Below are 26163 nucleotides of genomic sequence, written 5' to 3'. Positions count from 1 at the left end.
CCGGTCGGACCGGCCTCGTAGGCCACCGCCACCGGCCCGGGCAGACCACCGATCCAGGTCCGGATGTGCTCATGTGACGGGGTCAACTTCGCCTGGACCAGCTCGCCCGTGACGCCATCGATCGCCGCCGCCGCGACAGATCGTGCGTGCACGTCGAGCCCAACGCTCGTACGCTCGGTGAACATCGGGGCCTCCCACAACTGTTGGATAGGCCGAGCAGGCAGCCCCTACTCGGTAACCCACGACCATTTGTGAGAGAGGCCCCGACCCGCAACCCCGTCACAGCGACCGGGTCACCTCATACCGTCTAGGCCGACTTGACCCGCTTCTTGGCTGTCGCCCGACTGGGCTTCTGGGTTGCGCGGTGCAGGTGTGCCGGGCCGATCTCTCCGCCCCGCAACAGCTCCAGACGCTCCTTGAGGATGTCTTCGAGCTCCTTCTCGGAGCGACGCTCCAAGAGCATGTCCCAGTGGGTGCGTGCGGGCTTCTCGACCTTGACCTCAGGCTCGATGCCCGAGGTGCTCAACGCCTCGGCCCCGCAACGCGGGCACTCCCAGATCGCCGGGATGTCGGCCTCGACCGACATGGTGATCTCGAAGGTGTGTCCGCGCGAGCAGCGGTATCCGACCTGCTGACGTGCGGCGAACTCGATGCCGCGCTCGTCCTCGAAGCTCTGGCCGCCTAGCCGCGCTCCTCGTAGTGTGCGCTCTGCCACGTGTGGCCACCGTCCTTCCTGTTCCCCCGTGGGTGAGACGAGACACGAGCCCAGAAAGTTCAGACCGGAGGCTCACACCGGAGGTTCATCCGGAAAGTTCGACCGGTCGAGGTCACCTGGACGCACGTCGTCTCGGCTTTACCTTCGTCAACGCTACCGGGTAGGGGTTCGTTCCCCCGATTCGCGGGAAGCCGTCACCGAGATGTGACCTTGACCGCTCGACCGGTGAGGTATCGGTTGTCACACCACCTGTGGGACTGCATTTCCGGCCTCGCGGATCCCGCGTGCGGGGTCCAGGCGCAGCAGGAAGAAGGCGCCCAGGATGAAGAAGATGATGAGGGCGACGATGGCCGGGCGGTAGGAGCCGGTGATCTGGAAGACCACGCCGAACAGCAAGGTGCCGAACCACGAGGTGCCGCGCTCGGCGGCGTTGTAGAGGGCGAAGTACTCGCCTTCGCGGCCTCGCGGGATGAGCAGGCTGAAGAACGACCGCGACAGGGCCTGCGTGCCGCCCAGGACGATGCCGATCGCGATCGCCACCGCCAAGAACAGCGCGACGTTCTTCTCCGGCAAGAACAGCGCGACGACCACGATCGCCATCCAGGCGTAGATGCCCCACAGGATTGCGCGGTAGGCGCCATGGCGAGCGGCCAGCCGTCCGAAGTACAACGCTCCGCCGAAGGCCACGAACTGGATCAGCAGGATCGTGCCGATCAGCACGCTGTCGTCAAACTTCAGCTGCTTGGAGCCGTAGGTCGACGCGGCATAGATGACGGTCTGGATGCCGTCGTTGTAGAAGAGGTAGCCGATGAGGAACGTCAGGGTCATCGGGAAGGCGCGCAGCTCCTTGAGGGTCGTGAAGAGCTGACCGAAGCTGCGCTGGAGGAGCGTGCCCTCGACCGCGACCTCGTTGACCGGCTCGTAGTTGCGCAGGCGCACCAACGGGATGATCGTGAAGCCGGCCCACCAGAGCGCCGCGGAGAGCAGCGACAGTCGCACCGACATGCCCTTCTCGAGCCCGATCGCGTCATGGCCGAGGAACATCGCGAGATTGACGGCGAGCAGCAGCCCGCCGCCGAGGTAGCCGAAGGCCCAACCGCGAGAGGACACGTGGTCGCGCTCGTCCTCCGTCGAGATGTCCACCAAGATCGCGTAGTAGGACACCAGTGAGCAGCCGCCGAGGATGCTGGCCAGCACGACGGCCACTGCGCCGAGCTGCCAGCTCTCGCCCTGCATGAAGAAGAGCAGCCCGCAGAAGAAGGAGCCCGCCCAGGCGTAGGCGCCCATGTGCCACTTCTTGCGTGGCGAGCGGTCGACGAACGCCCCGACGAGCGGCAGGACGAAGGCGCTCACGATCGTGGCGAAGCTCGTCAGGTAGAACGGCAGCGACCCGGCCGCCAGGTGCAGCCCCAGCACCGAGAGCGTCTTGGCACACGTCTCGTCGGGATCGGCGCAGCCCGCGGCCTTGCCGGCCACGGTGGCCATGTACGGCGCGAAGAGCACCGAGAGGACCGTGGTGTAGAAGGCGGAGTTGGCCCAGTCGTACCAGTACCACGCCTTCTGGTCCTTCGAGCGCCACAGCGGCCTCAGGTCGGCGATTCCCTCTTCAGCGGTCATCAGCTGTCCTCCATCGGCCACTCTCGGTGAGCACCGCCCTGAGTATGTCGGTGCGGTCGGTCATCAGGCCATCGACACCACGGTCGATCAGCGCCTTCATCTCCTCGGGATCGTCGATGGTCCAGACGTGGACCTGGAGGCCGGCCCGGTGGGCCCGGCGGACCAGGCCCGGCGTGACGATGGTGAGCCGTCGGAGCCGATGGGGCACCTGCAGGACGCGGGGCCGGCCACGGGTCACGAGCCGGGCGACGGGGGAGGGGAGGAGACGGTACGCCGCGACCTCACCGCGCGACGCGCTGGTCACAACGCGCCCGTGGCTGAGGCGGCGGAAGCGACGCAGTCGGCGGCCGGAGAACGAGCCCACGCACACGCGGTCCCATGCCTCCCGCTCGTCGAGGAAGCGGACGAGTGCGTCCACGGCGCCGTCGGCCTTGAGGTCGACGTTGAAGCGGGCGGTCGGAAACGCGTCGAACAGCTCGGCGAGCGTGGGTACCGGCTCGGTCGCCCCGATGCGCGCGCGCCGCACCTCGGCGTAGGTGCTCTCGGAGATCTTGCCGGTGGCGTCGGTCACCCGGTCCAAGACGGTGTCGTGGAAGGCGAGCAGGACGCCGTCGCTGGTGACGTGGACATCCGTCTCGAGGTAGTCGTAGCCCAGGGAGACAGCGTGCCTGAACGCCTGCATCGTGTTCTCCAGACCCGCGATGTCGGGGTGGGACGCGCCGCCTCGGTGGGCGAAGGCCAGCACGGTTCCGGGCTGCTCGTGGAGCACGTCGAGGTAGCGGTAGCCCGTGGATGGTCGAGTCCTCACCCGAGCAGTATCGCGAGCGGTACGGTCGGGGGCATGAGTGAAGATGCCCATTCGAGTCAGTGGCCCTGTCCACGTTGCAGCACCGAGATGACCGTGCGTCCGCTCGGTTCGGGACAGGTCCACTCGTGCCCCGAGGGTCACGGCGTCTTCCTCGAGCGGATGGATCTGGGCTCGTTGGTCGAGTCCGAGACCGACTGGCACCGACTCGCCAGCCAGGGCACCATGCCGATCCCGCGGATCACCGCCGACATGGAGGCGCCGCGCACGTCTCGCAAGCATGCCCGTGCGTGGGTGGAGACGTTGTTCAACTGAGAGGCGCCGACGCGCCCACCGCCGGTTTGTGCCGGAGGTCAGATGTCACGGAAGGGTTCGATGTTGGCGCCGAGCTGGTTGAGCCTCTCGGCAAGGTCCTCGTAGCCGCGGTGGATGACGTAGGTCGAGCGCAGCACGCTGGTGCCCTTGGAGGCCAGCATGGCCAGCAGGATGACGACGGCCGGACGTAGGGCCGGTGGGCAGACGACCTCGGCGCCCGACCAACGCGTGGGGCCTTCGATCATCACGCGATGGGGATCGAGCAGCTTGACGTCGCCGCCCAGCTTGTTGAGCTCGACCAGGTAGATGGCGCGGTTCTCGTAGACCCAGTCATGAAGCAGCGTCTGACCTGTCGCCGTGCCGGCGATGACGGCGAAGAACGGCAGGTTGTCGATGTTGAGGCCGGGGAACGGCATCGGGTGGATCTTGTCGAGCGGTGCGTGCAACAGGGAGCGCCGGGTGGTGATGTCGACGAGCCGGGTGCGCTCGTTGCGGGCGAGGTACTCGGGCGACCGGTCGTACTGGAAGCCCATCTCCTCCAAGGTGGCCAGCTCGATCTCGAGGAACTCGATCGGCACCCGACGGATCGTGATCTCGGAGTCCGTCACGATCGCGGCCGCGAGCAGCGACATCGCCTCGATGGGATCCTCGCTCGGCGCATAGTCGACGTCGACGTCGATCTCGCTGCGTCCGGTGACCGTCAGCGTCGTGGTGCCGACGCCCTCGATGTCGACGCCGAGCTTCTGCAGGAAGAAGCAGAGGTCCTGGACCATGTAGTTGGACGAGGCGTTGCGGATGATGGTCGTGCCTGGATGCAGGGACGCTGCCATCAGGGCGTTCTCGGTGACCGTGTCGCCACGCTCGGTCAGCACGATCGGGCGAGTCGGCTCGATCAGCGGGTTGACCCGGGCGTGGTAGGAGCCGTCGGTCGCCTTCACCTCGAGCCCGAAGGGGCGCAGCGCTGACATGTGTGGCTCGACGGTGCGGGTCCCGAGGTTGCAGCCCCCGGCGTAGGGGAGGTCGAAGGTCTCGGCGCGGTGCAGCAGCGGCCCGAGGAACATGATGACCGAACGAGTGCGACGGGCGGCGTCCTCGTCGATCTGCGTCAGGTCGAGCTCGCGCGGAGGCACGATCTCCAGGTCGTTGTCGGCGTTGATCCAGCGGGTCTGCACACCGAGGCTGCCGAGCACCTCGAGCAGCCGGTTGACCTCCTCGATGCGGGCGACGCTGCGCAAGGTCGTGCGTCCGCGGTTGAGCAGCGAGGCGCACAGCAGCGCGACACCGGCGTTCTTGGAGGTCTTGACGTCGATGCTGCCGGACAGAGTGGTCGGCCCGGTCACGCGCAGGTGGACCGGTCCCGCGCCCAGTGCGACGATCTCGGAGTCGAGAGCGGCGCCGATACGGGCCAGCATCTCCAGCGAGAGGTTCTGGTGGCCCTTCTCGATGCGGTTGACCGCACTCTGACTGGTAGCGAGCCGCTCGGCCAGCTGCTGCTGGGTCAGGCCGCGGTGCTTGCGCGCGTCGCGGATCAGGTTCCCGATCCGGCCCTTGTAGTCGTCAGTCACCGGATCACGGTATCTCATGTGTGAGATAACGCAAGAAGGGTCGTCGGCGGGTCCTGCGAGGATGCGCACATGTACGAGACGCCCGCGGAGGCCGCTCGGTTGCCGGAGCTGCTGGACCGTTCGCCTGCCGGCTCCAGGGCCGGTCTGCTTCGCTCGCGCGGGATCGAGCTCTGAGGCGGTGGCCATCAAGGCGGTCGTTCTCGACATCGGCTCGGTCCTCGAGGTGATCGACGACAGCGTGTTCCCAGGACCCTTCGAGGCTCGTCACGGCCTGCCCCCCGGAGCCCTGCAGCGCGTCGCGAACTGGCCGGGCGACCCGCTGGTCGGCGAGATCACCGAGGCCGAGCTGCGGGCTCACCTGCAGGACCAGCTCGGGCTCGACGACGATCAGGCCGACGACCTGATGCGCGACTACTGGACCTGGTACTGCGGGTCGCTCGACCGCGAGCTGTTCGCCTGGTTCGCCGCCCAGCACGGCCCGCTGAAGACCGGGATCCTGAGCAACTCCGGGCCTGGTGCCCGAGAAGCCGAGCGGCACTGGCGCTTCGAGGACATCACCCACGACATCGTCTACTCCCACGAGGTCGGACTGGCCAAGCCGGATCCCGCGATCTACGAGCTCACGGCCCGTCGTCTGGGGGTGCTGCCCCACGAGGTGCTCTTCCTCGACGACGTGCAGGTCAACGTCAATGCCGCCTGCGCTGCCGGGTGGCACGCCGTGCTCCATGTCGACACCGCGACCTCCATCCGAGCGCTGGAGTCGATCATCGAGGGTGGGGGAGGGACCATCCCGGACGCCCCCGGGTCACGTCCGGGATGACCCTCCAGGTGCACGGCTAGGGGCCGCGCACCACCCCGGCTTGTTCGCGTACGAAGCCGGGGAGGCGCTCGTCCTCGCGCAGGACCTGACTCGTCATCGGGTCACCTGAGGAGGAAGTCGGAGGAGTCGAGGATGGTGCCGAGCAGCACCGGGATCCCACTGGTCGCGACGGGGTGGGTCGTGGTGATCTCCTGGTCCATGTCGTACCCGACCGCCTGGCAGCAGGTCCTCACCAGGTAGATCGACGCGTGCTGGTGGAGCAGCTGCTGGCTGAGGTGGTCGACGAGTTGGTCGAGGCGGACGGGGAGAGGGGGCAACCACGTCTGTGGCGCGCGCGAGACCATGCCCTGGGTCGCCGAAGGCGACCAGCGGCCGGCCATCGCGTGGTGCACGTCGATGCTGGCGACGTCGTCGGCCTGCCACAGCAGCTCGTTGGCGGCGGACGTGCTGCTGGTCGGACGCCTCAGCTGCGCACCCAGCACCCGCCAGGTGGCCACCGTGTCCTCGGTGGTGTCGCGCACCTTGGCGCCCTTCGACGCGAGGAACTCAGGGGACCCGATCATCGCGCGCAGCACGGGGACGACGGCTGTGTCATTGGCCAGGTAGACGTGGACGAGTCTCTCGACCAGTGCCGGCGGGGCGTCGTCGCACACGAACCTCGTCACGAGGCGGGTGACGACTCGCCGCGCCGTCGCGCGGTGGCGGGCCAGGTAGCCCACCAGCCGGCGCGTCGTCGCGCGGCCATCCGCGCCGGGCTCGGTGTCGGTGAAGTCCAGGACGCGCACCGGGCCCGCACGATGGTCCTCGGGGTCGTAGGAGACGGCCCACGTCGCAGGCCGTTCGCCTTGGGGGAGGTCCACACGCCAGCCCGCGAGGACCCGGGCGGCGTCCTCGAGGTCCGCCCCTCCGAAGACGCCGATCCCGACCGTGAGCTGCTCGAGCAGCCTGCGGCCGAGGTTCTCGCGGTGAACGAGCATCGCCGGGTGCGTGATGGCGGCCAGCAGGATGTCCTCGTAGCTGCCGAAGGCGTTGGCCCGCAGCGTCTCGCCGTACGCCCGCCGGAACAGGTACTGCTGCCCGCCGTCGAGCGGGACGTCGAGGAGGTCCTCCCATAGCCCGGTCATCACCTCGAGCACCTGGCGGTGGGAGAAGATCCGGCGCGCCAGCACGTACCGCTGGTAGTCCTGGCTGACGCCGAAGGCGCGCATCGCCCCGGACCTGTCGAGGTCCCACAGCTCCCGAGGCGAGGCGTTGAGGGTGGGCCACCACGACGCCAGCTCGTCGGCGAAGGAGTCGCGGACGCTCGTCGGGATCAGCTGCTGCTCCCACCACTCGCGGGCCCCGCCCGCGGCTCGCACCTGCTCGGCGAGCCCGGGCGTGATCCCGTAGCTGAAGCGGGAGACCAGAAGGCGCGCTGGGGCGTCCAGGAGCTCGATGCCGTGGTGCTTGCGCGGCGAGTCCTGAACGGCGAAGACCCGTCGCGACGCTGCCGGCGCGAGGCCCGTGTCGCTGGCACAGGCGGACCTCAACGAGACGCGATAGGTCGCCTCAGGGGGGCCGATGGCCATTGACCTCGCCTTTCGGGGGGATGCGATGTCAGCGGAACATGGATCGGTCTGCCACGTTAGGTGCCCTGCGCAGCGACGGTGGCGGCTTTCGCCGAAATTTGTCCAGACCAGCCGGCGCGGCTCCCGGACGTCATGCCCCGTGCTCGACGGCCTCCTTGAGCCGCTGCACGGAACCCGCCATGTCGAGCTCGAGGTCGTCGGTGTGGCCGCCGGGGCCCCGGAGGAAGACTGTGGTGAACCATCGTGAGATCAGGGTCAGGCGTCGCGGCACCGGCCGCCGGTGGGTGACGAGCGTCGCGTCGCCGATGGGCTCGATCTCCCAGACCCACCGGGCGCCGCTGGAGCGGGTGTCCCAGGCGAGCAGGCGACCAGGTTCCAGGGCCGACACCACGCTGCGCGTCGGCCACACGGCGTACCCGCGCCGGTTCAGGCCGAGGTACCACTGTCCGAGGCGCAGCCCACCTGGCTTGAGAGGCAGCATCCGCACCAGTTCGTAGGAGAGATCGGGCATCCGCCGCAGGTCGGACAGCACCGACCACACCTGCGCCGGTGTCGCTTGCACGAGCACCTCGGCGCGGAGCTCACGTTCGGCGGGCCGGGACACGGGGCCAGTTAACCCCCCATCAATCAGCCACGCCTCCCGGGCAGCGAGGTCGGGCACGACACGGCGTCGGGGCCACGGGCCACAGGCCGACACTAGGGTGTCGTGCGTGAGCGACCTACCGGAGGGCGCGCTTCGGCTCGGGCCACTGCTGAGGTACGTCGACCACAACAGCGCCACCATCTGGGTCGAGACCGCCGAGACAGCGACCGTGCGGGTCGAGGCCGGGGGGACCACCGCAACGGCCCGGACGTTCGGGGCACACGGCCACCACTACGCACTGGTCGAGGTGACCGGGCTGCCGAGCGGCACCCCCACGCCGTATCGCGTCTTCGTCGATGACGAGGTCGTCTGGCCCTCGGGCGACCCCGACCTCGCGGACTTCCCGCCCTCGGTGATCCCCACCCTCCAGCCTGGCAAGCCGTTGCGACTGGCGTTCGGCTCCTGTCGGGTGAGCATGCCCCACGACGAGGAGACCAACGCGAGGTACGGCATCGACGCCCTGCGGGCCTATGCGCTGCACATGGCAGGCCTGGTCGGCGACCAGCCGGACAGGTGGCCGGACTTCGTGGTGTTCCTCGGCGACCAGGTCTATGCCGATGACACCAGCCCGCGGATGAAGGAGTACATCGCCTCGCGTCGCGCCCCCAGCGAGCCGCCGTGGGACGAGCTGAAGGACTACCAGGAGTACGCGCATCTCTACCGCCTCGCCTGGAGCGACCCGGCCAACCGCTGGCTGCTGTCGACCTTGCCGAGCGCGATGATCTTCGACGACCACGACGTCCGCGACGACTGGAACACCAGCTGGACCTGGCGTCAGGAGATGGAGGCCACCGACTGGTGGCACGAACGCATCGTGGCGGGCCTCGGCTCCTACTGGGTCTACCAGCACATCGGGAACCTGTCGGCCGACGACCGTGCCGAGGACGAGCTGTGGCGGCGGATCGCCGACCATGGAGGAGACGACGAGCTCGACGTCACGGACGCCCTCGACGAGCTGGCCGACCGGGCGGACCAGGAGCCCACGTCGTACCGCTGGAGCTTCTCGAGGGACTTCGGCGAGCAGGCGCGGCTGATCGTCGTCGACTCACGAGCCGCCCGGGTCCTGGAGCCCGACCGGCGCTCGATGCTCGACGACGAGGAGATGGCCTGGCTCGACGAGCGCATGCGCGGCGACGTCGACCACCTGCTGGTGGGCACCTCTCTGCCGCTCCTGATGGCGCCCGGGCTGCACCATCTCGAGGCGTTCGGCGAGGCACTGGCCCAGGGGGCATGGGGGAGGCTGGGCAGCAAGCTCGGCGAGGTCATGCGCCAGCACGCCGACCTCGAGCACTGGGCGGCCTTCCAGGGTGGCTTCGTGCAGGTGGCCCAGATGGTGGTCGACGTCGCGTCCGGGCGGCGCGGACGCGCGCCCCGCTCCATCACGTTCATGTCCGGCGACGTGCACCACAGCTACGTGGCGAAGGCGTGGCCCGACCCCGCACTCGCGACCTCCTTCGAGACCGTGGTCGTCCAGGCGACCTGCTCGCCGATCCGCAACCCGTTGCCCCAGGTGATGAAGGCTGTCTTCAAGCTCGCCGCCAAGGGACAGGCGCGTCCGACCGGACGGCTGCTGGGCGGCAAGGTTCCGCGGTCACCCTTGCGGTGGCGGATGCAGCGTGGGCCCTGGTACGACAACAACCTGGCCGTGCTCGAGCTACAGCAGGACCGGCTCCACTTCTGGTGGTCAGGAGGTCAGGCGCAAGGAGACCTCGACCGCCCCCGTCTCGAGCGTGTCGCGACGGTCGATGTCTCCCTGCCGCCTGGCTGACGATCCGGGCTAGGCCCTGGTCGGTGCCAGGTGGTCCTCGGGGTGACCTTCGACGTGGAGCTCCGGAAGCACCCGGCCGAGCCAGTCGGGCATCCACCAGTTGGCCTTGCCGAGCAGGTGCATCACGGCCGGCACCAGGAGCAGCCGCACCACGGTCGCGTCGATGAAGATCGCCGCGGCCATGCCGACACCGATCACCTTGAGGACGACGTCGGGGGAGGGCACGAAGGCCGCGAAGACGGCCACCATGATCGCCGCCGCTGCGGTGATCACCCGACCGGTGCCGGCCAGGCCGCCGAGGATCGCCATCTCGTTGTCGCGCGTGCGCAACCAACCCTCGCGCATCCGGCTCACCAAGAAGACCTCGTAGTCCATCGACAGCCCGAAGAGCACCGCGAACATCAAGACCGGCACGAAGGCCGGCAGCGGGGTGGCGGTGTCGATGCCGATGAGCTGCCCGGCCCAGCCGCCCTGGAGGACCAGGGCCACCACGCCGTAAGCCGCGGCGACGGAGAGCAGGTTCATCACGGCTGCCTTGATCGCGATCGCGAGCGAGCGGAACGAGGCGATCAGCAGCAGCATCGAGAGCAGGACGACGCCGCCGATCAACAGGGGCAGCCGCTTGGCGATGTTGTCGGTGCTGTCGATCGAGGTCGCGGTCACGCCACCGACGTGCACGGACGCCTCGCTGCCGGACGTGGCAGCAGGGAGTACGTCGTCACGCAGCGTGTTGACCAGGTCGACCGTCTCGCTGTCTTGGGGTCCGGTCGCGGGGAACACGGTCATCACCGCGGTGTCGCCGGCCTCGTTGAGCACGGCTGGGGTGACCGCGGCGACGCCCTTGGTGCCGGCCACTGCTGCGCCGACCTGGTCGAGGACACCGGCCGTCGAACCGGCGGGGACCTCGGCGACCAGCAGGAGGGGGCCGTTCATGCCCGCGCCGAAGCCGTCGGCGAGGGCGTCGTAGGCCTGGCGGCTGCTGGTCTCCTCGCGGTTGTTGCCGGCGTCGGGGAAGCCGAACCGCACACCGAGGAACGGCGAGGCCAGCGCCAGCAGGGCGACCACGCCGACGGTGGCCGCGACCCAGCGGTGCCGGTCGACCAGGCGGCTCCAGGCCAGCCACCCGCGCGAGGGCTCGACGTGCCCGCCCTCGGCGACGACGACCGCGTGGCTGCGCCCGATCGGCAGGCGGAGCCTGTCGACGTGCTTGCCCAGGTAGCCCAGCAGGGCCGGGAACAGCGTGATGCTGGCGAGCATCACGACCAGCACGCCGAGGATCGTGACGACCGCCGCTCCGCGCATGAACGACAGGCCCATCGCGAACAGACCGAGCATGCTGATCACGACGGTCGTGCCGGCGACCAGGACGGACCGGCCAGCGGTGTCGAGCGTGGCCACGGTGGCGGCCTCCGGGTCGAGTCCTGCTGCCCTCCACTCGCGGAAGCGGGTGACCATGAGCAGGGCGTAGTCGATGCCGATGCCGATGCCCATCATGGTGGCGAGCGAGGTCGACCAGTCGGGCGCGTCGACGAAGGAGATCACGACGGTCGTCAGGGTGCTGCTGACCGCGAGCCCGGCCACGGCGACCAGGATCGGCAGCCCGGCGGCCACCAGGGAGCCGAACATGATCAACAAGATGATGGCGGCGGCAGCGAGGCCGAGCCCCTCCGAGCCGATCTCGCCCTGCTCGGCCTGCACGATCGACTGACCACCGAGGGCGACCTGGAAGGCCGACGACGACGCACTGTCAGCGATCTCGAGCAGGTGCTCGCTGTCGGCGACCGGCATGTCGACGGGGTTCTCGACGTCGAGCCGCAGGTGCGCGACCAGGGTCGTGCCGTCCGGGCTGATGGCCGCCGGGTCCGTGAACGGGTCGGAGACCGCGTCCACGTGGCGCACGGCACCCAGGTCGCCGAGGAGTGACTGGACCTCTGCCTGGTGTCCCTGGACTCCGTCAGCCGCGTAGACCACGACGTCGACGGTGTCGCCGGCTTGGGCCGGGAAGCGCTCCTCGAGCAGGGTCTGGGCCTGCTGGGAGTCGGAGCCTGGCGCGGAGTAGTCGGCCTTGAAGTCGCCGCCGTACGACATGGACAGGAGAACGGCGACCACGAGGGCGGCCAGCCAGGCCAGCACGGTACGGCCGCGCCTGCGGTAGGTCACTCGCGCGAGGCGGCCGAGCGGCCCGACACGCGGGGTGGTGGGGGCCTGCTCGAGCGGCTGCCCGGAGGTGAGGACGGACATCAGTGATGCTCCTTCGAAATCGTGATGATGCATAACGAACACGAACCGCGATCACTTGTCAAGCCTCTTTACGTGTGTGAAGATCTGTAACGAATTGATCACCCACCAGGTTCACCGACCAGGGAGCGACAGTGACCCTCACCTCCACCCCGACCCGCCGCGAGCGTCAGCGCGCAGCCACCGTCGAGGAGATCAAGGAAGTCGCGCGCGGCCTGATGCGCCACCAGGGCATCACCGACGTCCGGTTCACCGACATCGCCAAGGAGATGGGGATGACGGCGCCGGCGCTCTACCGCTACTACGCCGACCGCGACGCGCTGCTCACGGACCTGATCGCCGACGGCTACCGCGACCTCGGGCGAGTGGTGGCCGAGGCTCGTGAGCAGGTCGACGCCGACAACGTGGCGGCTCGCTGGATCGCGGCGGGGAGGGCCTACCGAGACTGGGCGCGTCGCGAGCCGGCCCAGTTCGCGCTGATCCTGGGCATGCCCGTCCCCGGATACGTCGCCCCCGAGGAGGGCCCCACCACTGACGCCGCCAAGGACGCGATGTCGCAGCTGTCGGCGCTGTTCATCAGGGCTGCCGAGCTCGGCGACCTCAAGGCGCCGCTGGTGACCGACGTGTCCGACGCGATGGCTGCGTGTGCCGCCGAGAAGCACCCCGAGCTCAGCGGGTTGGTTCCACCGGCCAGCTTCCAGGCCATGATCACGGCGTGGGCGACACTCCACGGAGCTACCTGCCTCGACGCCTATGGTCAGTTCGACTGGCTCGGCGACGAGGCCCGTGACCAGCTCTTCGAGGCGACCTTGCGCACTGCCGCGCTGGCTGCGGGATTCCCGATCGAGTAGCAGCATGACCCGGGCCGCCGCTGTCTGCTCCCTGCTCCTGGCGCTCGGTTTCGGGCTGCCCGGCGTCTTCGGTGCGCTACACCTGGCGCGCACCGGCGAGGTCTGGACGTTCATGGGCTTCCCGACCTACGGCGGCGGGCCCTTCGAGCGCCTCGGCCTGCCGTCGAGCGTCGCGCTGATCGTGGCGTTCGTCGTGGTCTGTGTCCTCGAGCTTGTCGTCGGCGTCCTCCTGTGGGTCGGTGCTCCGCACGCGGCATTGCTCAGCCTGGTGCTGCTTCCGGTCGAGATGGCTTTTTGGATCGGGTTCGCGCTGCCGTTCGGACCTCCGCTCGGGATCGCCCGGGTCGTGCTCGCGCTGCTCGCCTGACCGATGGGGTATCCAGCCATGCCTCACCGCTGGCTGACCGGGCCTTCTCCGGTGCTCGCCATCGTGGCCGGCACCACCGTGGTCGGGGCGTTGGTCGGCGGCTTCACCGACCTCTACGTCTACCGCTTCGCCGGGCAGTCAGTGCTCGACGGCACCAGCCTGGCCGGCACGCGGGACCCGGTGATGGGGCTGCCGTTCACCTACCCGCCGTTCGCGGCGGTCCTGATGGTGCCGCTCGCGCTGGCACCAGCCTGGGTCGCCGCAGGACTGATCTCCGGAGCGTCGATGGCGGCGCTGGCCGTCGTCGTCCGGCTGGCGCGGCGCGAGCTGGGTCGTCCCGCGCCCGGGTGGCTCGTCGCCGTGCTGGCACTCGGTGCGGTCGCGTTGGAGCCGGTCTGGCAGAACCTGTCCTTCGGCCAGGTCAACGTGCTGCTGATGGTGGCGGTCCTCGTCGACGTACTGCGGCCCGACAGGCGCGGCTCGGGCCTGCTGCTCGGCGTCGCTGTCGGAGTCAAGCTGACACCCGTCGTCTTCGTCCTGCTGATGGTGCTCGTCGGCCGACGGGCAATGGCCGGGCGAGCCCTGGCCTGCTTCGCCGCGACCGTCGGGCTCGGCTTCCTGGTCGCTCCAGGATCGTCGACGAGCTACTGGGGTGACCGGCTGGTCGATGCCAGCCGGGTCGGGCCACCAGCGTTGGCGCACAACCAGTCGGTGTACGGCGCGCTCACCAGGTTGCTCGACCGCGAGCCCCCGATGCTGCTCTGGCTCGCCCTCGCGGGCACCCTGGCACTCGTCGCTGTGGGCCTCGGGGCGTGGTGGTGGCGGCGCGGTGAGCGGCTGCTCGGCACGTGCCTGACGGCTCTCGGGATGCTCGTCGCCTCGCCGGTCGCGTGGTCCCACCACTGGGTCTGGGCGGTGCCGCTCGTGCTGGCCGTGTGGGCGCACACCCGACTGCTGGCCGCGGTCGTGGCAGCGGTGTTCGTGGCGAGGCCCTTCGTGTGGCTGCCCTGGGGCGATGGCGCTGAGTACGGCTGGTCGTGGTGGCAGCACCTGGTGGGCGACGCCTACCTCTGGTGCAGCCTGGGTGTCGTGGTCTGGGCGGTACGGGCCGCGAGGCGCGGCGACGCGACGCGCGATCCGACGTACGCCGCAGAGGTAGCCCGTCAGCGGATCTTGCCGGACCGCCTGAGCGTCAGCCGCCGGTCGAGGTAGGAGTCGGGAGCGAGCACCGTGATCCGCACCGACACCCGCTTGCCACGGTAGGCCTTGCGCAGCAGGAGCGTCCGTCCAGCTCCACGGGCGCCCTTGACCTTCGCGCCGCCGACGAACCACCGGTAGCGGTAGCCCACCGGCGCCGCGACCCACTCGCCGCGGGTAGCCCTGAGCGTGCGGCCCACGCGCAGCGTGCCGGCGATCCGCGGCCTGGTCGACCACGTGAGCAGCTGGTCCTGGGGCTCACCCGGACCGCCGGGGAGGCGCGCGGCGTCGGTGAGGCCCGTGCCGAGGCAGGCACTGTCTGCGGTGAGGCGGTAGTCGCCGTTGGCGACGTCGACAAAGGTGGCGGGTTGGTTCTGCGTGACGTTCTCGAGCGACAGGTTGCCGGTGCCGCCGGTGTCGAACAGGTAGCCCGGTCGGACCGTGTTGTACAGGCAGGAGTCGACGATGCGGTTGTCGGCGCCGTTGTTGTCGGCGCCGGAGAAGTTGCCGACGACGTCGTTGCTGTTGCTGGGGTTGGGGTCGACAGGGTCGTCGAAGTCGAGCCGGGCGTTGCCCAAGATGGTGTGCCTGATCCGGCTGCCCTCCGAGCGCACGGTGCTGGAGTCCGAGCCAACGTTGAGGTTGGACCCGTTGTCGTACATGACGGCGTGGTCCACGAGCACCTGGTCGGCGTCGGGGTAGAGCTGGAGCCCCCGGCCGTCGTTGTGGTCGAAGAGGGTGTTGTAGACGATCGCGCCCCACCCGTCGGCGTCGCCGGAGTCGCGGACGAACTGGAGGTAGGCGCCGTGGGCGCCACCGACGTCACCGGGGTTGTTGTCGTGGGTCGCCCCGCAGTCATGGATCCGGCTGTCGATGAGCACGAAGTCCTCGGCCTCCTGGCCGCTGGCACCGACCCCGAGGCAGATGTTGCGGGGCCAGGAGATGTCGACGCCGTCGAGCATCACCCGGTCGCCGTTGACCTGGAGCAGGTTGCCGCCGCCCGCGTCCGGCGAGCCACGGAAGTCGACGTCCATCACGATCAGGTCGTGGGCGGTGGCCGGGACCAGGAACTTGGGGTCGCTGCGGACGCTGAACCGCTCGCCGAGGGTGGCCGGGCGGATGATCTTGGGCTGGCCGGCGGTCCCTCCGGACATCACGCCGCTACCGCCCACGGTCATGTGGATCGGGTCGGCACCGGTGAGACAGCCGGTCTGACCGGGCTGGAGCACCGCGGTCAGGCGACCGAGACTGAGGACCGGGCTCGCCATGGTGCCGTCGTTCGCGTCGTCGCCGTCGGCGGCGGCGTAGCGGCTGCACTGCTGGATCGGCGGCTCGGGCGCGCCCGGCGGCCGGACGTACTCGCCGCCGCTGCCCAGGTCGGCCGGCGTGCTGGCCGCCGACACGGCGACGACGTCCTTGATGCCCTCACCCGCGGGCGAGTGGTAGGCGTGCAGGAAGAACGACGCGGCGGAGCCCAGCGGCTCGCCCGACCTGGCGGTGACGGTCAGCTGGAGCGTGCGGCTGGCGCCGGGCGCGACGTCGGGCAGGAGGAACCATCCGTCGTCGTGGACCTGGGTGGTGACGTCGCCGCCGGCGTAGGTCCAGGTGACGTCGTACGCCACGTGGTCGCCGCTGCGGGCGTCGGCGAGTCCGAAGGTGTCGGTGGTGGTGCCGGCGTTGGTCACCCGGACCTCGAAGGTCCGCGATGACCCGAGTGGGATCGAGGACGCGACCGTCTGGTCGGCGCCGCTCGTGTTGACGACACCCGCGCCGGCCCAGTCGCTACTGGTGGCCCGGACCTCGGCGTCGGGCTGGTAGGTGACCGCGGGCGCGTCCGCGGCGGTGACGGTGGAGCTGGCCGCCGTCAGGGTCTGTGGCTGGTAGTCGTAGCGACACGCGTCGACGCAGGTGCCGCTCACCTGGAGCCCGTAGGACCCGGCCGGGAGCGTCACCGGCACGTTGCGCCACGCCTCGCTCCCGGTGGTCGACGTGGGTCGACCTGTCCCCGCGGGGGTCCAGACGAGGCCCAGGTCGCCGGTGAAGCGAGGGACCGCCAGTCCCGCGATATCGACTGGCGCGACGTAGACGGAGGAGACCTCGCCCGCCGGGACGGAGATCTGCGACTGGTGGGCGCCGCTCGGTTGGGACGAGGCTGCGGTCGCCGCGGGCCAGTTCAGGGGGGTCGGCGCTGTGGTGTCGGTGCCGGCGTACCAGCGGCCGAGCGGGCCGTGCCACTCGACCGAGGTCTCCGGGAGCGCGGCGATGCCGGCGTCGTACCGGTAGCGCATGGCGCGGGTGCCGAGCACCCCGGCCCCGGTGGTGCTGGTCAGGGTGAAGGTGCCGGCCACGGCGCTCTGGGGGTCGGCGACGAAGGTGGGTCGGTCGATCGTCATCAGCGGCCCGAACGTGCCGTCCTTCCAGAGCCGGAAGACGCTCCAGGCGTTGCCGCCGTCGTGGTCGAACCTCAGGCGCGCCACGATCGATCCGTCCACCGAGGTGGCGAGCGGGATGCCGCCGACTCCGTCGTACGGGACCGCGGCGCCGCTGAGGCTGCCGTCACTGTCGCGCACGCTCTGCGGCACGACGTACGTCGTCTCGCCGACGCTGATCCCGCTGAACAGCAGCGAGGTGCGGTTGTCGGTGCGTCCCGGATCGGCCTGCCGGTCCTCGATCCACGTCTTGTAGTTGTCGGTCACCGGCGCGACGAAGTCGATGACACCCACCGCCGTGGCAGCAGGGACTCCGAGCGCGACCAGGCAGCCGGTGGTGGCGATGACCAGCGCCACCAGCAGACGGCACGAGCGAGCGAGACGGGACACGAGATCCTCACGAGACGGACTGGACGCGGCTTAGCAGCATAGGCGCCGCCGGCCCCGCCTGAGGCGAATCGTCTGACTTCGCCGGACCCGGACCTGGGGGGAACCACGCCGTCGGTGACCGACGTTAGGTTGGGCGCGGCTGCCTGTCACGTTCCGCCGGTCGCGGTCGTCAGCTGAGTGGGCGCACCAGTCGAGGGAGAGACGATTGAGCAAGAGCACCGAGCAGCACGTCGCCGACAGTCACGGCCTGATCCGCGTGCAGGGTGCGCGCGAGAACAACCTCAAGGACGTCAGCGTCGAGCTGCCCAAGCGCCGCCTGACCGCCTTCACGGGCGTCTCCGGATCGGGCAAGAGCTCGCTGGTCTTCGCCACCATCGCGGCCGAGTCGCAACGGATGATCAACGAGACCTACAGCGCGTTCGTGCAAGGCTTCATGCCGAGCCTGGCGCGGCCCGAGGTCGACCGGCTCGAGGGCCTCACCACCGCGATCATCGTCGACCAGGAGCGCATGGGGGCCAACCCTCGCTCGACGGTCGGCACCGCCACCGATGCCAACGCGATGCTGCGGATCCTGTTCAGCAGGCTGGGGAAGCCCTACGTCGGGCCGCCCACCGCGTTCTCGTTCAACGTGCCCACCCGCAAGGCGAGCGGCGTCATGTCGACCGAGAAGGCCGGGGGCCGGGTCGAGAAGAACGTCGTGCGCGAGGTCGTCTACCTCGGCGGCATGTGCCCGCGTTGCGAGGGCATGGGCTCGGTCTCCGACTTCGATCTGACGGCGCTCTACGACGAGACGAAATCGCTGAGCGAAGGCGCCCTCATGGTGCCCGGATACAGCATGGACGGGTGGTACGGCCGGATCTTCTCGGGCGCAGGCCTCCCGATGGACAAGCCGCTGGGCAAGTTCACCCGCAAGGAGCTCGACAAGCTCCTCTACGCCGAGCCCACCAAGATCAAGGTCGAGGGCATCAACCTCACCTACGAGGGCGTGATCCCCAAGATCCAGAAGTCGATGCTGTCCAAGGACGTCGAGGCGATGCAGCCCCACGTCCGGGCGTTCGTCGAGCGGGTCATCACCTTCCAGACCTGCCCTGAGTGCGACGGCACGCGCCTCACGCCCGAGGCGCGGTCGTGCAAGATCGACGGTAGGAGCATCGCCGACCTGTGCGACATGCAGATCAGCGACCTCGCCGAGTGGGTGCGCCGGCTCGAGGAGCCGTCGGTCGCCCCGCTGCTCGCCGGCCTGAGGCATCTCCTGGAGTCGTTCGTCGAGATCGGCCTCGGCTACCTCTCCTTGAGCCGTCCCGCGGGCACGCTGTCAGGCGGCGAGGCCCAGCGCACCAAGATGATCCGTCACCTCGGCTCGTCCCTGACCGACGTCACCTACGTCTTCGACGAGCCCACGATCGGGCTGCACCCCCACGACATCGAACGGATGAACGGCCTGCTCCTGCAGCTGCGCGACAAGGGCAACACGGTGCTGGTGGTCGAGCACAAGCCCGAGACGATCGCCATCGCCGACCATGTCGTCGACCTCGGCCCCGGGGCCGGGTCGGGCGGCGGCACCGTCTGCTACGAGGGCGATGTCGAGGGTCTGCGCAAGAGCGACACCATCACCGGGCGCCACCTCGACGACCGCGCCCAGCTCAAGTCCTCGGTGCGCGAGGCCTCCGGGGCCCTCGAGGTGCGCGGTGCCTCCACCAACAACCTGCGCAGCGTCGACGTCGACATCCCGCTAGGAGTGCTGACGGTGCTGACCGGCGTCGCCGGCTCGGGCAAGAGCTCCTTGGTCAGCGGCTCGGTCGAGGGCCGCGACGGCGTCGTGGTGATCGACCAGGGCGCGATTCGTGGCTCGCGCCGCAGCAACCCCGCGACCTACACCGGCCTGCTGGAGCCGATCCGCAAGGCCTTCGCCAAGGCCAACGGCGTGAAACCGGCCCTGTTCAGCTCCAACTCCGAGGGCGCCTGCTCGACCTGCAACGGCGTCGGCGTGATCTTCACCGAGCTGGGCGTGATGGCCACCGTCGAGTCCCCCTGCGAGGAGTGCGAGGGCCGTCGCTTCCAGGCCTCGGTCCTCGACTACACCTTCGGCGGTCGCAACATCGCCGAGGTCCTGGCCATGTCGGTCGAGGAGGCGGCCGGCTTCTTCGCCGAAGGTGACGCCGCAACGCCCGCAGCCCGCAAGATCCTGGAGCGACTCGTCGATGTCGGCCTGGGCTACCTCAGCCTCGGTCAGCCGCTGACCACGCTGTCCGGTGGCGAGCGCCAGCGGCTCAAGCTCGCCACCCAGATGTCGGACAAGGGGGAGGTCTATGTCCTCGACGAGCCGACCACAGGCCTCCACCTCGCCGACGTCGCGAACCTCCTCGGACTGCTCGACCGGTTGGTCGACTCAGGGAAGTCGGTCATCGTGATCGAGCACCACCAGGCCGTGATGGCCCACGCCGACTGGATCATCGACCTCGGACCGGGTGCCGGGCACGAGGGCGGTCGCGTGGTCTTCGAGGGACCGCCGGCCGACCTGGTCAAGCAGCGGACCACCTTGACGGGGCAGCACCTCGCCGATTACGTGGGCGCGTGAGCGGGACCTCCTTCCTCGACCTTGCTGACCCGTCCTTCGACGTCACGTCGGCCCAGGTGATCGAGGCACGCGAGCGCGACTGGTACGCCGAGACGCCCTACGGCTGGGCGATCCTGCGCTACGAGCAGGGCAACGCCGTGCTCAAGGACCGGCGCTTCCAGCAGGGCAACGCCAAGTGGCCGGCGCAGAACGGCGTCCACGAGGGCCCGTTCGTCCAGTGGTGGTCCGAGACGCTTCTCAGCCTGGAGGGAGACGACCACCTGAGGTTACGGCGGCTGCTCGGGCCGGCCTTCCGCAGCAGGGCCATCGAGGCGATGCGGCCGCAGTTCCAGGTCCTGGCCAACGAGCTGGTCGATGCGTTCGCGGCGCGTGGACGAGTGGAGTTCATCGGTGAGTTCGCCGAGCCCTATGCCGCCCGCGTGCTGTGCCAGCTGCACGGTCTGCCCGAGGACCACTGGGCACAGGTGGCCCACTGGGCTGATGACCTCGGCAAGTCCTTCGGCATCCGCGTGCGCGAGGACCTCCCGCGCATCGAGGCCGCCCTCGAAGGACTGACCACCTACGTCGACCGCGCCATCGCCGACCGCCGTGCGGGTGGAGGCACCCGTCCCGGTGACGACCTGGTCAGCACGCTGGTCACGGCTCACGACCTCGACGACGCGCTCACCGAGCGCGAGCTGAGCGTGGGGCTGGTGTTCCTGGCCTTCGCCGGCATGGAGACGACCCGCAACCAGCTCGGCCTCGCGCTGCAGACCTTCCTGCGCCACCCCGACCAGTGGTCACTGCTGGGCCAGCGGCCGGAGCTCGGCCCCGCGGCCGTCGAGGAGGTGATGCGGGTCAACCCGACCGTCACCTGGGTCACCAGGGAGGCCATCGACGACGTCGACCTCGACGGCCTGCACATCCCTGCGGGCGGCATCGTTCAGGTGCTCTCCCACTCCGCCGGCACCGACCCACGCGTGATGGGGCAACAACCTGCGTTCGACATCACTGTCACCGACCGGCCGTTGCACAGCGGGTTCGGCGGGGGAGTGCACCACTGTCTGGGCCACTTCGTGGCTCGCACCGACATGAGCGTGGCGCTGCCCTTGCTCGCGCGACGGCTGCCCGACATCGAGGCCGACGGCCCGGGCGAGTGGCTGCCGGTCTCCGGCAACACGGGCGCCGTCACCTTCCCGCTTCGGTTTCGCAACTAAAGGTTGCGCATAGACCATCCTTGCCCTATCGTCATCTGCAACCATTAGTTGCGCGAGATGACGGCAGGGGAGCGGACCATGGGTCTGGGCACGGAGTTCGGCACCATCGAGCGTGAGATCCACATCGAGGCATCTCCCGACATCGTCTACCGCGTCGTCAGCGAGCCCGAGCACCTCAGCCAGTGGTGGCCCGACGAGGCCGAGCTCGAGCCGTCCACAGGCGGCACAGGCCGGATCAGCTTCGTCAGGCCAGAAGGTACGAAGCTCGAGGCACTCACGGTCGTCGAGGCCGACCCACCGCGTCGGTTCGCGTTCCGCTGGACCTACGACGACGGTCTGGTTGCCGCGCCGGACAACTCGCTGCTGGTCACGTTCGACCTGGTGGCGGTGGGCTCCGGCACCCTGCTCAGATTCAGCGAGCAGGGCTTCCGCGAGCGGGGTTGGGAGGCGGCGGTCCCCGAGGAGGCCTACCGTGACCACACCAGCGGCTGGGACTACTTCCTGCCGCGTCTCGAGGCCTACGCCGGGCGAGTGGCGGCCGCGCGATGAGCGCCGGCAGCGCCGTCGACGACGACCTGTGGTCAGCGATCGGAGACCCGACCCGGCGTCGGATGCTCGACCTGCTGCTGGTCGAGGGAGGCGGCACTGCCACCACGCTCAGCGACCAGCTGCCGGTCACCCGCCAGGCGGTGGCCAAGCACCTCGGCGTCCTGGACCGCGTCGGTCTCGTGCACGGCTCGATGGCCGGGCGTGAGCGCCGTTACGACGTCGACGAGGCGCAGCTCGCCCGGGCCGTGGCCCAGCTCGCCTCGGTGAGCGCCGCCTGGGACGGCCGACTGGCCCGCATCAAGCGGATCGCAGAGGCCATCGAGCGCAGCGCGCCCAGCCGGGACGACTGAGCCCTCCGCAGCAACGTCGCCACGTCCGTGGCGACGCGGTCGAGCGCGCCCGGACCAGGGTGCGCACATCAAGGTAGAACTCAAGGTAGAAGGAGAAGAACCATGTTGGACATCGTGCACAGGATCGGGGCCGTGGCCTCGCCCGAGGACGTCTATCGCGCACTGACGACGGTCGAGGGCCTCGCGGGCTGGTGGACCGAGGACACCAAGCAGGACGGTGACGCCGGCGAGGCAGGGGGAGTCATCCGGTTCCGGTTCGCCGGGGCACCCGAGCCGGGTGGCTTCGACATGCAGGTGCTCGAGGTGGCGCCCTGCGAGCTCGTGCGCTGGGAGGTCGTAGCAGGACCGGACGAGTGGCTCGGCACGGAGGTCTCCTTCGAGCTCTCGCAGGAGGACGGCTTCACGATCGTGATGTTCCGCCACTCCGGCTGGCGGGAGGTCGTGCCGTTCATGTACCACTGCAGCACCAAGTGGGCGACCTTCTTGATGAGCCTGAAGTCCCTCACCGAGACGGGGAGCGGCCAGCCGGCACCCCGCGACGTACAGGTCAGCAACTGGCATTGACGACACCGGGCCGTCAGGAAGTGCCGTGCCACGTCCAGGCCCGGCTGGTCGCGCGGGCGCCGAGCACGAATTCCTCACCCTCACCGAACTCGACCCCGCCGAAGGCGATCACCGCGTCGTCGGTGACGACGGCCGCAGCGTCCATCAGACTTTCGGCGCCACGCGGTGCACCCACGGAGTACCAGGCCCGCGCTGCGTCGTCGTAGGTCAGTCCGTAGCTGAGCATCCGCGGACCGCCCTGGGCGGTCAGCTGCCAACTCGTCCCTCCGCCGATATCGGGGGCCGGTGGGAGCCCACCCCATACGCCTGTGGCGGGGTCGAAGGTGCCGCCCTCGGGGATGCAGCCGGGGAACGGGTTCACCTCGCCGCCGTCGACGCAGGTCGGTGTCGGGGAGACCAGGCGCTCGCCCGTCCAGTGCCAGCCGTAGCCGCCCATCATGTCGCTGCGCTCTGCGCGGTGCCAGGCGCCGTCGCGGAAGACGTCGGCCAGGAGGTACGACGGCGCGGTGCCGTCGTTCCCGGCGGTGGCGTCGACCCCCAGCAGCACGATGCCCTCCGGGGTTGCCTGGAGCGTCACCTGGTCCAGGTGTGGCCGGGCGGAGCTCGCGGGCAAGGTGCTCCAGGTCTCCTCGGTGACGTCGAGCACGAGGACCACATCGCCTCGGCCGAGCGCGTAGACCGAGCTCCCGGTCGCGCTGATGCTGGCGGCGTAGGAAGCCTCGGTGCGACTCGGCGGATCCGGCAGGCTGCGCCAGGCATCAGCGTGTGGATCGTAGGCGTGCCAGCCACCGTCGTCGTCCACGATCACCAGCAGTCCGTCGACGACGACCCGCGGCGTGTAGGAGGCCACGGGGACCGGCGCGTCCGCGATGGCATGCCACTGACCCGTCGACGGGTCGTAGGCGGCGCCGTCTCGCGCGTAGGTCGGGGGGCTGGCACAGTCTGCGCTGGGCGGGCAGAACGCCTCGGTCTGGCCACCCAGGAAGATGGCCACCTGCCCGGTCCACACCGCCAGACTTCCGGCGCGCGGTGACAGGGCCGGCGCGGGCAGCTCGGACCAGCTGCCGACAGTCGGAGCGGGCGCCGGCTCAACCGCACTGTCCCTGGTCCCGATGACAGCGCTGATCGCGGCAACGACCGACACCACGGCGATGGCGGCCACGACGCGCGCTGAGCGACGCCGGTGACGCAGGGAGTCGCCGGAACCGAGTGCCGCGAGCGGGTCGCCAGGGGAGACCTGGATGCGGTCCAGCCCCTCTCGCAGCGCGCTGCTGATGCGGTCCTCGACGGTCATCGCCGGCTCTCCTCTGTCTCATCCAGCCGCGCTCGCAACGTGGCCAGCGCCGCCGACGACTGGGACTTCACCGTGCCTGGTCGACAGCCCAGCACCTCCGCGATCTCGCGCTCGCTGAGTCCCTCGTAGTAGCGCAGCACCACGACCGCCCGCTGCCGCGGCGCAAGCAGGCTGACCGCCTGCCAGGTCGCATGGTGGTCGAGTCGTGAGCTGTCAGGCAGCGGCACGTCCGGAACCTCGGGAACGCTCGTCTCGCGACGCGACCAAGCACGCCGATGGCCGTTGATGGCCGCGTTGATCGCCATCCGACGCACGTAGGCGGCCGGATCGTCAGCCGAGGAGACCTTCGACCAGCGAGACCATGCCTGGGCAAACGCCGTCTGCAGCGCATCCTCGGTTCGCTGCCGGTCGCCGGCGACGGCGTAGGTCGTGCGGAACAGGCGTGCCCAGCTCGCGACGTAGAACGCCGTGAACTCGTCGCGCTCGCTCACAGTCCGCCTTCCGGTCGGGTCGTGCAGGAGGATGCTGCTGCCCATGCAAGCTGTCGGTGCCGCCACTGTGACGTCGACAGGGCCCCTTTCGGTTCGGTCCCGGGAGGGTCAGACATAACGCCGATAACTGACATTATGTCAAGTCCTAGTCTGCGTATTGCATCAGATGAATCAACCAAGACATGGCTCGATCCAATACCCCGCGAAGAAGCCCACTGCGGCTTTGACCTGCAGAAACGCCGCACCGTCACCGCGTCTAGCGCGCTGGCGGCAGGCTGGCGACTGCGAGATTGGCGGACACGACGGCATCGGCGACACGCCGCTGACCTGCACAAACACCGTTGAGGTCTCATCAGATGCATCATTGAATCACTGGACGTAACCGGGATCTCGGGGGTTTCGATGCAGATTGACGGCTCAGGACGAGTCCACCTGGTGCAGTCGATGCCGGTCCTCCGGCCCGACGAGCAGGTGCTCCAGATGATGCTCGACGGCTGGCGCAACCAGCAGCTGTCGCGCAACCTCCAGTTCGCCACCATCGAGCAGCGTCTGCGCTGTGTGCACCGATTCATCGATCACGTCAACGAGGACCCGTGGAACTGGACGCCGGCGATAGTTGAGGAGTTCTCGGCCGACCTGCGCACGGTCAAGCACGTCTCCCACTCGACGCTCCGCGGCTACCACTCAGCCCTCCGAGCGTTCACCAGCTACATCAGCAACCCCGACTACGGCTGGGACCGGATCTGTGAGAAGTACTTTGGCACGCACCCGGCCCAGGTCTTCTTCGACTGGAACACCGCTCCCCACGTCCAGGAGTACGACGGCCGCCCCAGCAAGCGCCCCTACACGCGCGAGGAACTCGTGGCGCTGTTTGATCACGCCGATGACGAGGTTGAACGCATCGGCGCATCCGGCCGCAAGGGCTGGCACGCCGCCTACCGCGACGCAGTCATGATGAAGATCGCCTACGGCTACGGCCTTCGCTTCAACGAAGTTCGGCGTCTCCAGACAGTCGACCTCGCGCGCAACCCTCACGCCCGCGAGTTCGGCGCATTCGGTGTCTGCAAGGTCCGGTTCGGCAAGGCGAAGCGCGCCTCCCCGCCCAAGCCCCGCAGCGTTCTGACTGTGTGGCACTGGACGCCCGGGATATTTGAGGACTGGCTCGCGAACGGCCGCGGAGCACCTGACTCCCTCGACTTGTTCACGACCGAGCGTGGCTACCTGGTGGGCGAGTCGACGATGAACCGCCGCCTCACCCGTTACTGCAAGGAACTCGGCTTCCCCGACGGTCTCGACTTTCATTCGTTCCGGCGCTCGTACGCCACGCACCTTCTCGAGGATGGCTGGGACCCGCGATTCGTTCAGTACCAAATGGGCCACGAGCACGCGGCGACCACAGGGATCTACCAGTTCGTCTCCGACGACTTCCGCCGCTCCACGCTCAGGGACGCGCTGGACCGTACGGTGACGGAAGCCATGCAACGCAGGATTGAGGACGGCACATCATGAAGCGCAAGGTCGACTACACGTGGCGACTGGCCGAGCTGATGGCGGCGCGAGGACTGCACAACACGACAGACCTCATTCCCCTGCTGGCCGAACGCGACATCACCCTGTCCCGACCGCAGGTCTACCGCCTCGTCAACCAACGTCCGGAGCGGATGTCGCTCCAGGTGATCGCGGCCCTGTGCGACATCTTCGAGTGCACGCCCGCAGACCTGCTCACCACCACCGCAGCCGACGTCCGTGCCCGCAAGACCGGCACCGCTGCCCCACCGAACGTCGTCTCGCTCGACCGAACCGTCCGGCCGCGCCGCGCGAACATCCTCGACGAATAGCGCTCGGGAGTCCCG

Annotated in this window: 24 protein-coding genes; 13 read left to right on the top strand and 11 right to left on the bottom strand. The window is 69.3% G+C overall.

Going from position 1 to position 26163, the window contains the following annotated elements:
- The 4 genes from ISU10_RS05750 to ISU10_RS05735 all read right to left on the bottom strand — a co-directional run.
- Nucleotides 1-185: hypothetical protein (locus tag ISU10_RS05750; protein ID WP_442417787.1), on the bottom strand; the 185-nt coding region annotated here is incomplete at its 3' end.
- A 122-nt stretch (nt 186-307) separates the two neighbouring features.
- Nucleotides 308-715, bottom strand: a complete 408-nt coding sequence (locus ISU10_RS05745; protein WP_194695412.1) for an RNA polymerase-binding protein RbpA — start codon at nt 713-715, stop codon at nt 308-310.
- Between the two features lie 240 nt (nt 716-955).
- On the bottom strand, nt 956-2332 hold the full coding sequence (locus ISU10_RS05740; protein ID WP_194695411.1) for an MFS transporter: 1377 nt from the start codon (nt 2330-2332) through the stop codon (nt 956-958).
- On the bottom strand, nt 2322-3140 hold the full coding sequence (locus ISU10_RS05735) for a glycerophosphodiester phosphodiesterase family protein (protein WP_370864800.1): 819 nt from the start codon (nt 3138-3140) through the stop codon (nt 2322-2324). The genes ISU10_RS05740 and ISU10_RS05735 overlap by 11 nt, the downstream gene beginning before the upstream one ends.
- 33 nt (nt 3141-3173) lie before the next feature.
- Here ISU10_RS05735 and ISU10_RS05730 point away from each other — a divergent pair, with 33 nt between their 5' ends.
- Nucleotides 3174-3452, top strand: a complete 279-nt coding sequence (locus ISU10_RS05730) for a TFIIB-type zinc ribbon-containing protein (RefSeq protein WP_228499660.1) — start codon at nt 3174-3176, stop codon at nt 3450-3452.
- Nucleotides 3453-3490: 38 nt separating this feature from the next.
- On the opposite strand, the gene ISU10_RS05725 is transcribed toward ISU10_RS05730, so the two are convergent.
- On the bottom strand, nt 3491-5035 hold the full coding sequence (locus ISU10_RS05725) for a helix-turn-helix domain-containing protein (protein WP_228499657.1): 1545 nt from the start codon (nt 5033-5035) through the stop codon (nt 3491-3493).
- A 160-nt stretch (nt 5036-5195) separates the two neighbouring features.
- Between ISU10_RS05725 and ISU10_RS24045 the strand changes: the two genes are divergently transcribed.
- Nucleotides 5196-5837: an HAD-IA family hydrolase gene (locus tag ISU10_RS24045; protein WP_194695407.1), complete on the top strand. Its 642-nt coding sequence runs from the start codon at nt 5196-5198 to the stop codon at nt 5835-5837.
- A 101-nt stretch (nt 5838-5938) separates the two neighbouring features.
- Here ISU10_RS24045 and ISU10_RS05715 read toward each other — a convergent pair whose 3' ends face one another.
- Both ISU10_RS05715 and ISU10_RS05710 read right to left on the bottom strand, forming a co-directional pair.
- Nucleotides 5939-7405 (bottom strand): DUF1800 family protein, encoded by a 1467-nt coding sequence (locus ISU10_RS05715; RefSeq protein WP_194695406.1) that lies wholly within the window; start codon nt 7403-7405, stop codon nt 5939-5941.
- A 130-nt stretch (nt 7406-7535) separates the two neighbouring features.
- Nucleotides 7536-8009 carry an SRPBCC family protein gene (locus tag ISU10_RS05710; RefSeq protein ID WP_194695405.1) on the bottom strand — a complete coding sequence of 158 codons (474 nt, stop codon included), beginning with the start codon at nt 8007-8009 and terminating at the stop codon, nt 7536-7538.
- Between the two features lie 106 nt (nt 8010-8115).
- On the opposite strand from ISU10_RS05710, the gene ISU10_RS05705 reads away from it, so the two are divergent.
- Nucleotides 8116-9816 carry an alkaline phosphatase D family protein gene (locus ISU10_RS05705; protein ID WP_370864798.1) on the top strand — a complete coding sequence of 567 codons (1701 nt, stop codon included), beginning with the start codon at nt 8116-8118 and terminating at the stop codon, nt 9814-9816.
- Between the two features lie 9 nt (nt 9817-9825).
- Here the strand turns inward: ISU10_RS05705 and ISU10_RS05700 are convergent, their stop codons facing one another.
- On the bottom strand, nt 9826-12057 hold the full coding sequence (locus ISU10_RS05700) for an MMPL family transporter (protein ID WP_194695404.1): 2232 nt from the start codon (nt 12055-12057) through the stop codon (nt 9826-9828).
- Nucleotides 12058-12188: 131 nt separating this feature from the next.
- Between ISU10_RS05700 and ISU10_RS05695 the strand changes: the two genes are divergently transcribed.
- From ISU10_RS05695 to ISU10_RS05685, 3 genes are read left to right on the top strand one after another with little or no spacing between them, the layout of a single operon-like run.
- Nucleotides 12189-12905 carry a TetR/AcrR family transcriptional regulator gene (locus ISU10_RS05695; RefSeq protein ID WP_194695403.1) on the top strand — a complete coding sequence of 239 codons (717 nt, stop codon included), beginning with the start codon at nt 12189-12191 and terminating at the stop codon, nt 12903-12905.
- 4 nt (nt 12906-12909) lie between these two features.
- Nucleotides 12910-13272, top strand: coding sequence for a hypothetical protein (locus ISU10_RS05690; RefSeq protein WP_194695402.1), 363 nt, complete (start codon nt 12910-12912; stop codon nt 13270-13272).
- A gap of 18 nt (nt 13273-13290) precedes the next feature.
- Nucleotides 13291-14484: a glycosyltransferase 87 family protein gene (locus ISU10_RS05685; RefSeq protein WP_194695401.1), complete on the top strand. Its 1194-nt coding sequence runs from the start codon at nt 13291-13293 to the stop codon at nt 14482-14484.
- Here the strand turns inward: ISU10_RS05685 and ISU10_RS05680 are convergent.
- Nucleotides 14436-17288 carry a hypothetical protein gene (locus tag ISU10_RS05680; protein WP_194695400.1) on the bottom strand — a complete coding sequence of 951 codons (2853 nt, stop codon included), beginning with the start codon at nt 17286-17288 and terminating at the stop codon, nt 14436-14438. The genes ISU10_RS05685 and ISU10_RS05680 overlap by 49 nt on opposite strands.
- Nucleotides 17289-17493: 205 nt before the next feature.
- On the opposite strand from ISU10_RS05680, the gene ISU10_RS05675 reads away from it, so the two are divergent.
- The 5 genes from ISU10_RS05675 to ISU10_RS05655 all read left to right on the top strand — a co-directional run bounded on the left by ISU10_RS05675 (nt 17494) and on the right by ISU10_RS05655 (nt 22525).
- Nucleotides 17494-19866, top strand: coding sequence for an ATP-binding cassette domain-containing protein (locus ISU10_RS05675; RefSeq protein WP_194695399.1), 2373 nt, complete (start codon nt 17494-17496; stop codon nt 19864-19866).
- The gene (locus ISU10_RS05670) at nt 19863-21062 is read left to right on the top strand and encodes a cytochrome P450 (protein ID WP_194695398.1); all 1200 of its coding nucleotides are present in this window, start codon (nt 19863-19865) and stop codon (nt 21060-21062) included. Before ISU10_RS05675 ends, ISU10_RS05670 begins: the two co-directional genes overlap by 4 nt.
- Nucleotides 21063-21140: 78 nt before the next feature.
- Complete coding sequence (locus tag ISU10_RS05665; protein WP_194695397.1) at nt 21141-21611, top strand: SRPBCC family protein; 471 nt, start codon at nt 21141-21143, stop codon at nt 21609-21611.
- Nucleotides 21608-21961 (top strand): ArsR/SmtB family transcription factor, encoded by a 354-nt coding sequence (locus tag ISU10_RS05660; RefSeq protein WP_194695396.1) that lies wholly within the window; start codon nt 21608-21610, stop codon nt 21959-21961. The genes ISU10_RS05665 and ISU10_RS05660 overlap by 4 nt, the downstream gene beginning before the upstream one ends.
- Nucleotides 21962-22063: 102 nt before the next feature.
- Entirely contained in the window at nt 22064-22525 is a 462-nt protein-coding gene (locus tag ISU10_RS05655) for an SRPBCC family protein (protein WP_194695395.1), read from the top strand.
- Between the two features lie 13 nt (nt 22526-22538).
- Here ISU10_RS05655 and ISU10_RS05650 read toward each other — a convergent pair whose 3' ends face one another.
- Nucleotides 22539-23819, bottom strand: a complete 1281-nt coding sequence (locus tag ISU10_RS05650; RefSeq protein ID WP_194695394.1) for a Kelch repeat-containing protein — start codon at nt 23817-23819, stop codon at nt 22539-22541.
- Nucleotides 23816-24355, bottom strand: coding sequence for a SigE family RNA polymerase sigma factor (locus tag ISU10_RS05645; RefSeq protein WP_194695393.1), 540 nt, complete (start codon nt 24353-24355; stop codon nt 23816-23818). The genes ISU10_RS05650 and ISU10_RS05645 overlap by 4 nt, the downstream gene beginning before the upstream one ends.
- 435 nt (nt 24356-24790) lie before the next feature.
- Here ISU10_RS05645 and ISU10_RS05640 point away from each other — a divergent pair, with 435 nt between their 5' ends.
- Nucleotides 24791-25819, top strand: coding sequence for a tyrosine-type recombinase/integrase (locus ISU10_RS05640; RefSeq protein WP_228499651.1), 1029 nt, complete (start codon nt 24791-24793; stop codon nt 25817-25819).
- The gene (locus ISU10_RS05635; RefSeq protein WP_194695391.1) at nt 25816-26148 is read left to right on the top strand and encodes a helix-turn-helix domain-containing protein; all 333 of its coding nucleotides are present in this window, start codon (nt 25816-25818) and stop codon (nt 26146-26148) included. The genes ISU10_RS05640 and ISU10_RS05635 overlap by 4 nt, the downstream gene beginning before the upstream one ends.
- Nucleotides 26149-26163 lie beyond the last annotated feature (15 nt).

This window comes from Nocardioides agariphilus, from assembly GCF_015352445.1.
In the GTDB taxonomy this organism is placed as follows: Bacteria; Actinomycetota; Actinomycetes; order Propionibacteriales; family Nocardioidaceae; genus Nocardioides; species Nocardioides agariphilus.
The sequence above is the reverse complement of the archived record's forward strand: the minus strand, read 5'-3'. Positions and strand labels throughout refer to the sequence as shown.

What these genes read in the sequence shown, in the direction of transcription:
- ISU10_RS05740 (WP_194695411.1), bottom strand. Translation starts at nt 2,332, where the DNA reads ATGACCGCTGAAGAGGGAATCGCCGACCTGAGGCCGCTGTGGCGCTCG.
- ISU10_RS05730 (WP_228499660.1), top strand. Translation starts at nt 3,174, where the DNA reads ATGAGTGAAGATGCCCATTCGAGTCAGTGGCCCTGTCCACGTTGCAGC.
- ISU10_RS05725 (WP_228499657.1), bottom strand. Translation starts at nt 5,035, where the DNA reads ATGAGATACCGTGATCCGGTGACTGACGACTACAAGGGCCGGATCGGG.
- ISU10_RS05715 (WP_194695406.1), bottom strand. Translation starts at nt 7,405, where the DNA reads ATGGCCATCGGCCCCCCTGAGGCGACCTATCGCGTCTCGTTGAGGTCC.
- ISU10_RS05700 (WP_194695404.1), bottom strand. Translation starts at nt 12,057, where the DNA reads ATGTCCGTCCTCACCTCCGGGCAGCCGCTCGAGCAGGCCCCCACCACC.
- ISU10_RS05690 (WP_194695402.1), top strand. Translation starts at nt 12,910, where the DNA reads ATGACCCGGGCCGCCGCTGTCTGCTCCCTGCTCCTGGCGCTCGGTTTC.
- ISU10_RS05685 (WP_194695401.1), top strand. Translation starts at nt 13,291, where the DNA reads ATGCCTCACCGCTGGCTGACCGGGCCTTCTCCGGTGCTCGCCATCGTG.
- ISU10_RS05665 (WP_194695397.1), top strand. Translation starts at nt 21,141, where the DNA reads ATGGGTCTGGGCACGGAGTTCGGCACCATCGAGCGTGAGATCCACATC.
- ISU10_RS05660 (WP_194695396.1), top strand. Translation starts at nt 21,608, where the DNA reads ATGAGCGCCGGCAGCGCCGTCGACGACGACCTGTGGTCAGCGATCGGA.
- ISU10_RS05655 (WP_194695395.1), top strand. Translation starts at nt 22,064, where the DNA reads ATGTTGGACATCGTGCACAGGATCGGGGCCGTGGCCTCGCCCGAGGAC.
- ISU10_RS05650 (WP_194695394.1), bottom strand. Translation starts at nt 23,819, where the DNA reads ATGACCGTCGAGGACCGCATCAGCAGCGCGCTGCGAGAGGGGCTGGAC.
- ISU10_RS05645 (WP_194695393.1), bottom strand. Translation starts at nt 24,355, where the DNA reads ATGGGCAGCAGCATCCTCCTGCACGACCCGACCGGAAGGCGGACTGTG.
- ISU10_RS05640 (WP_228499651.1), top strand. Translation starts at nt 24,791, where the DNA reads ATGATGCTCGACGGCTGGCGCAACCAGCAGCTGTCGCGCAACCTCCAG.
- ISU10_RS05635 (WP_194695391.1), top strand. Translation starts at nt 25,816, where the DNA reads ATGAAGCGCAAGGTCGACTACACGTGGCGACTGGCCGAGCTGATGGCG.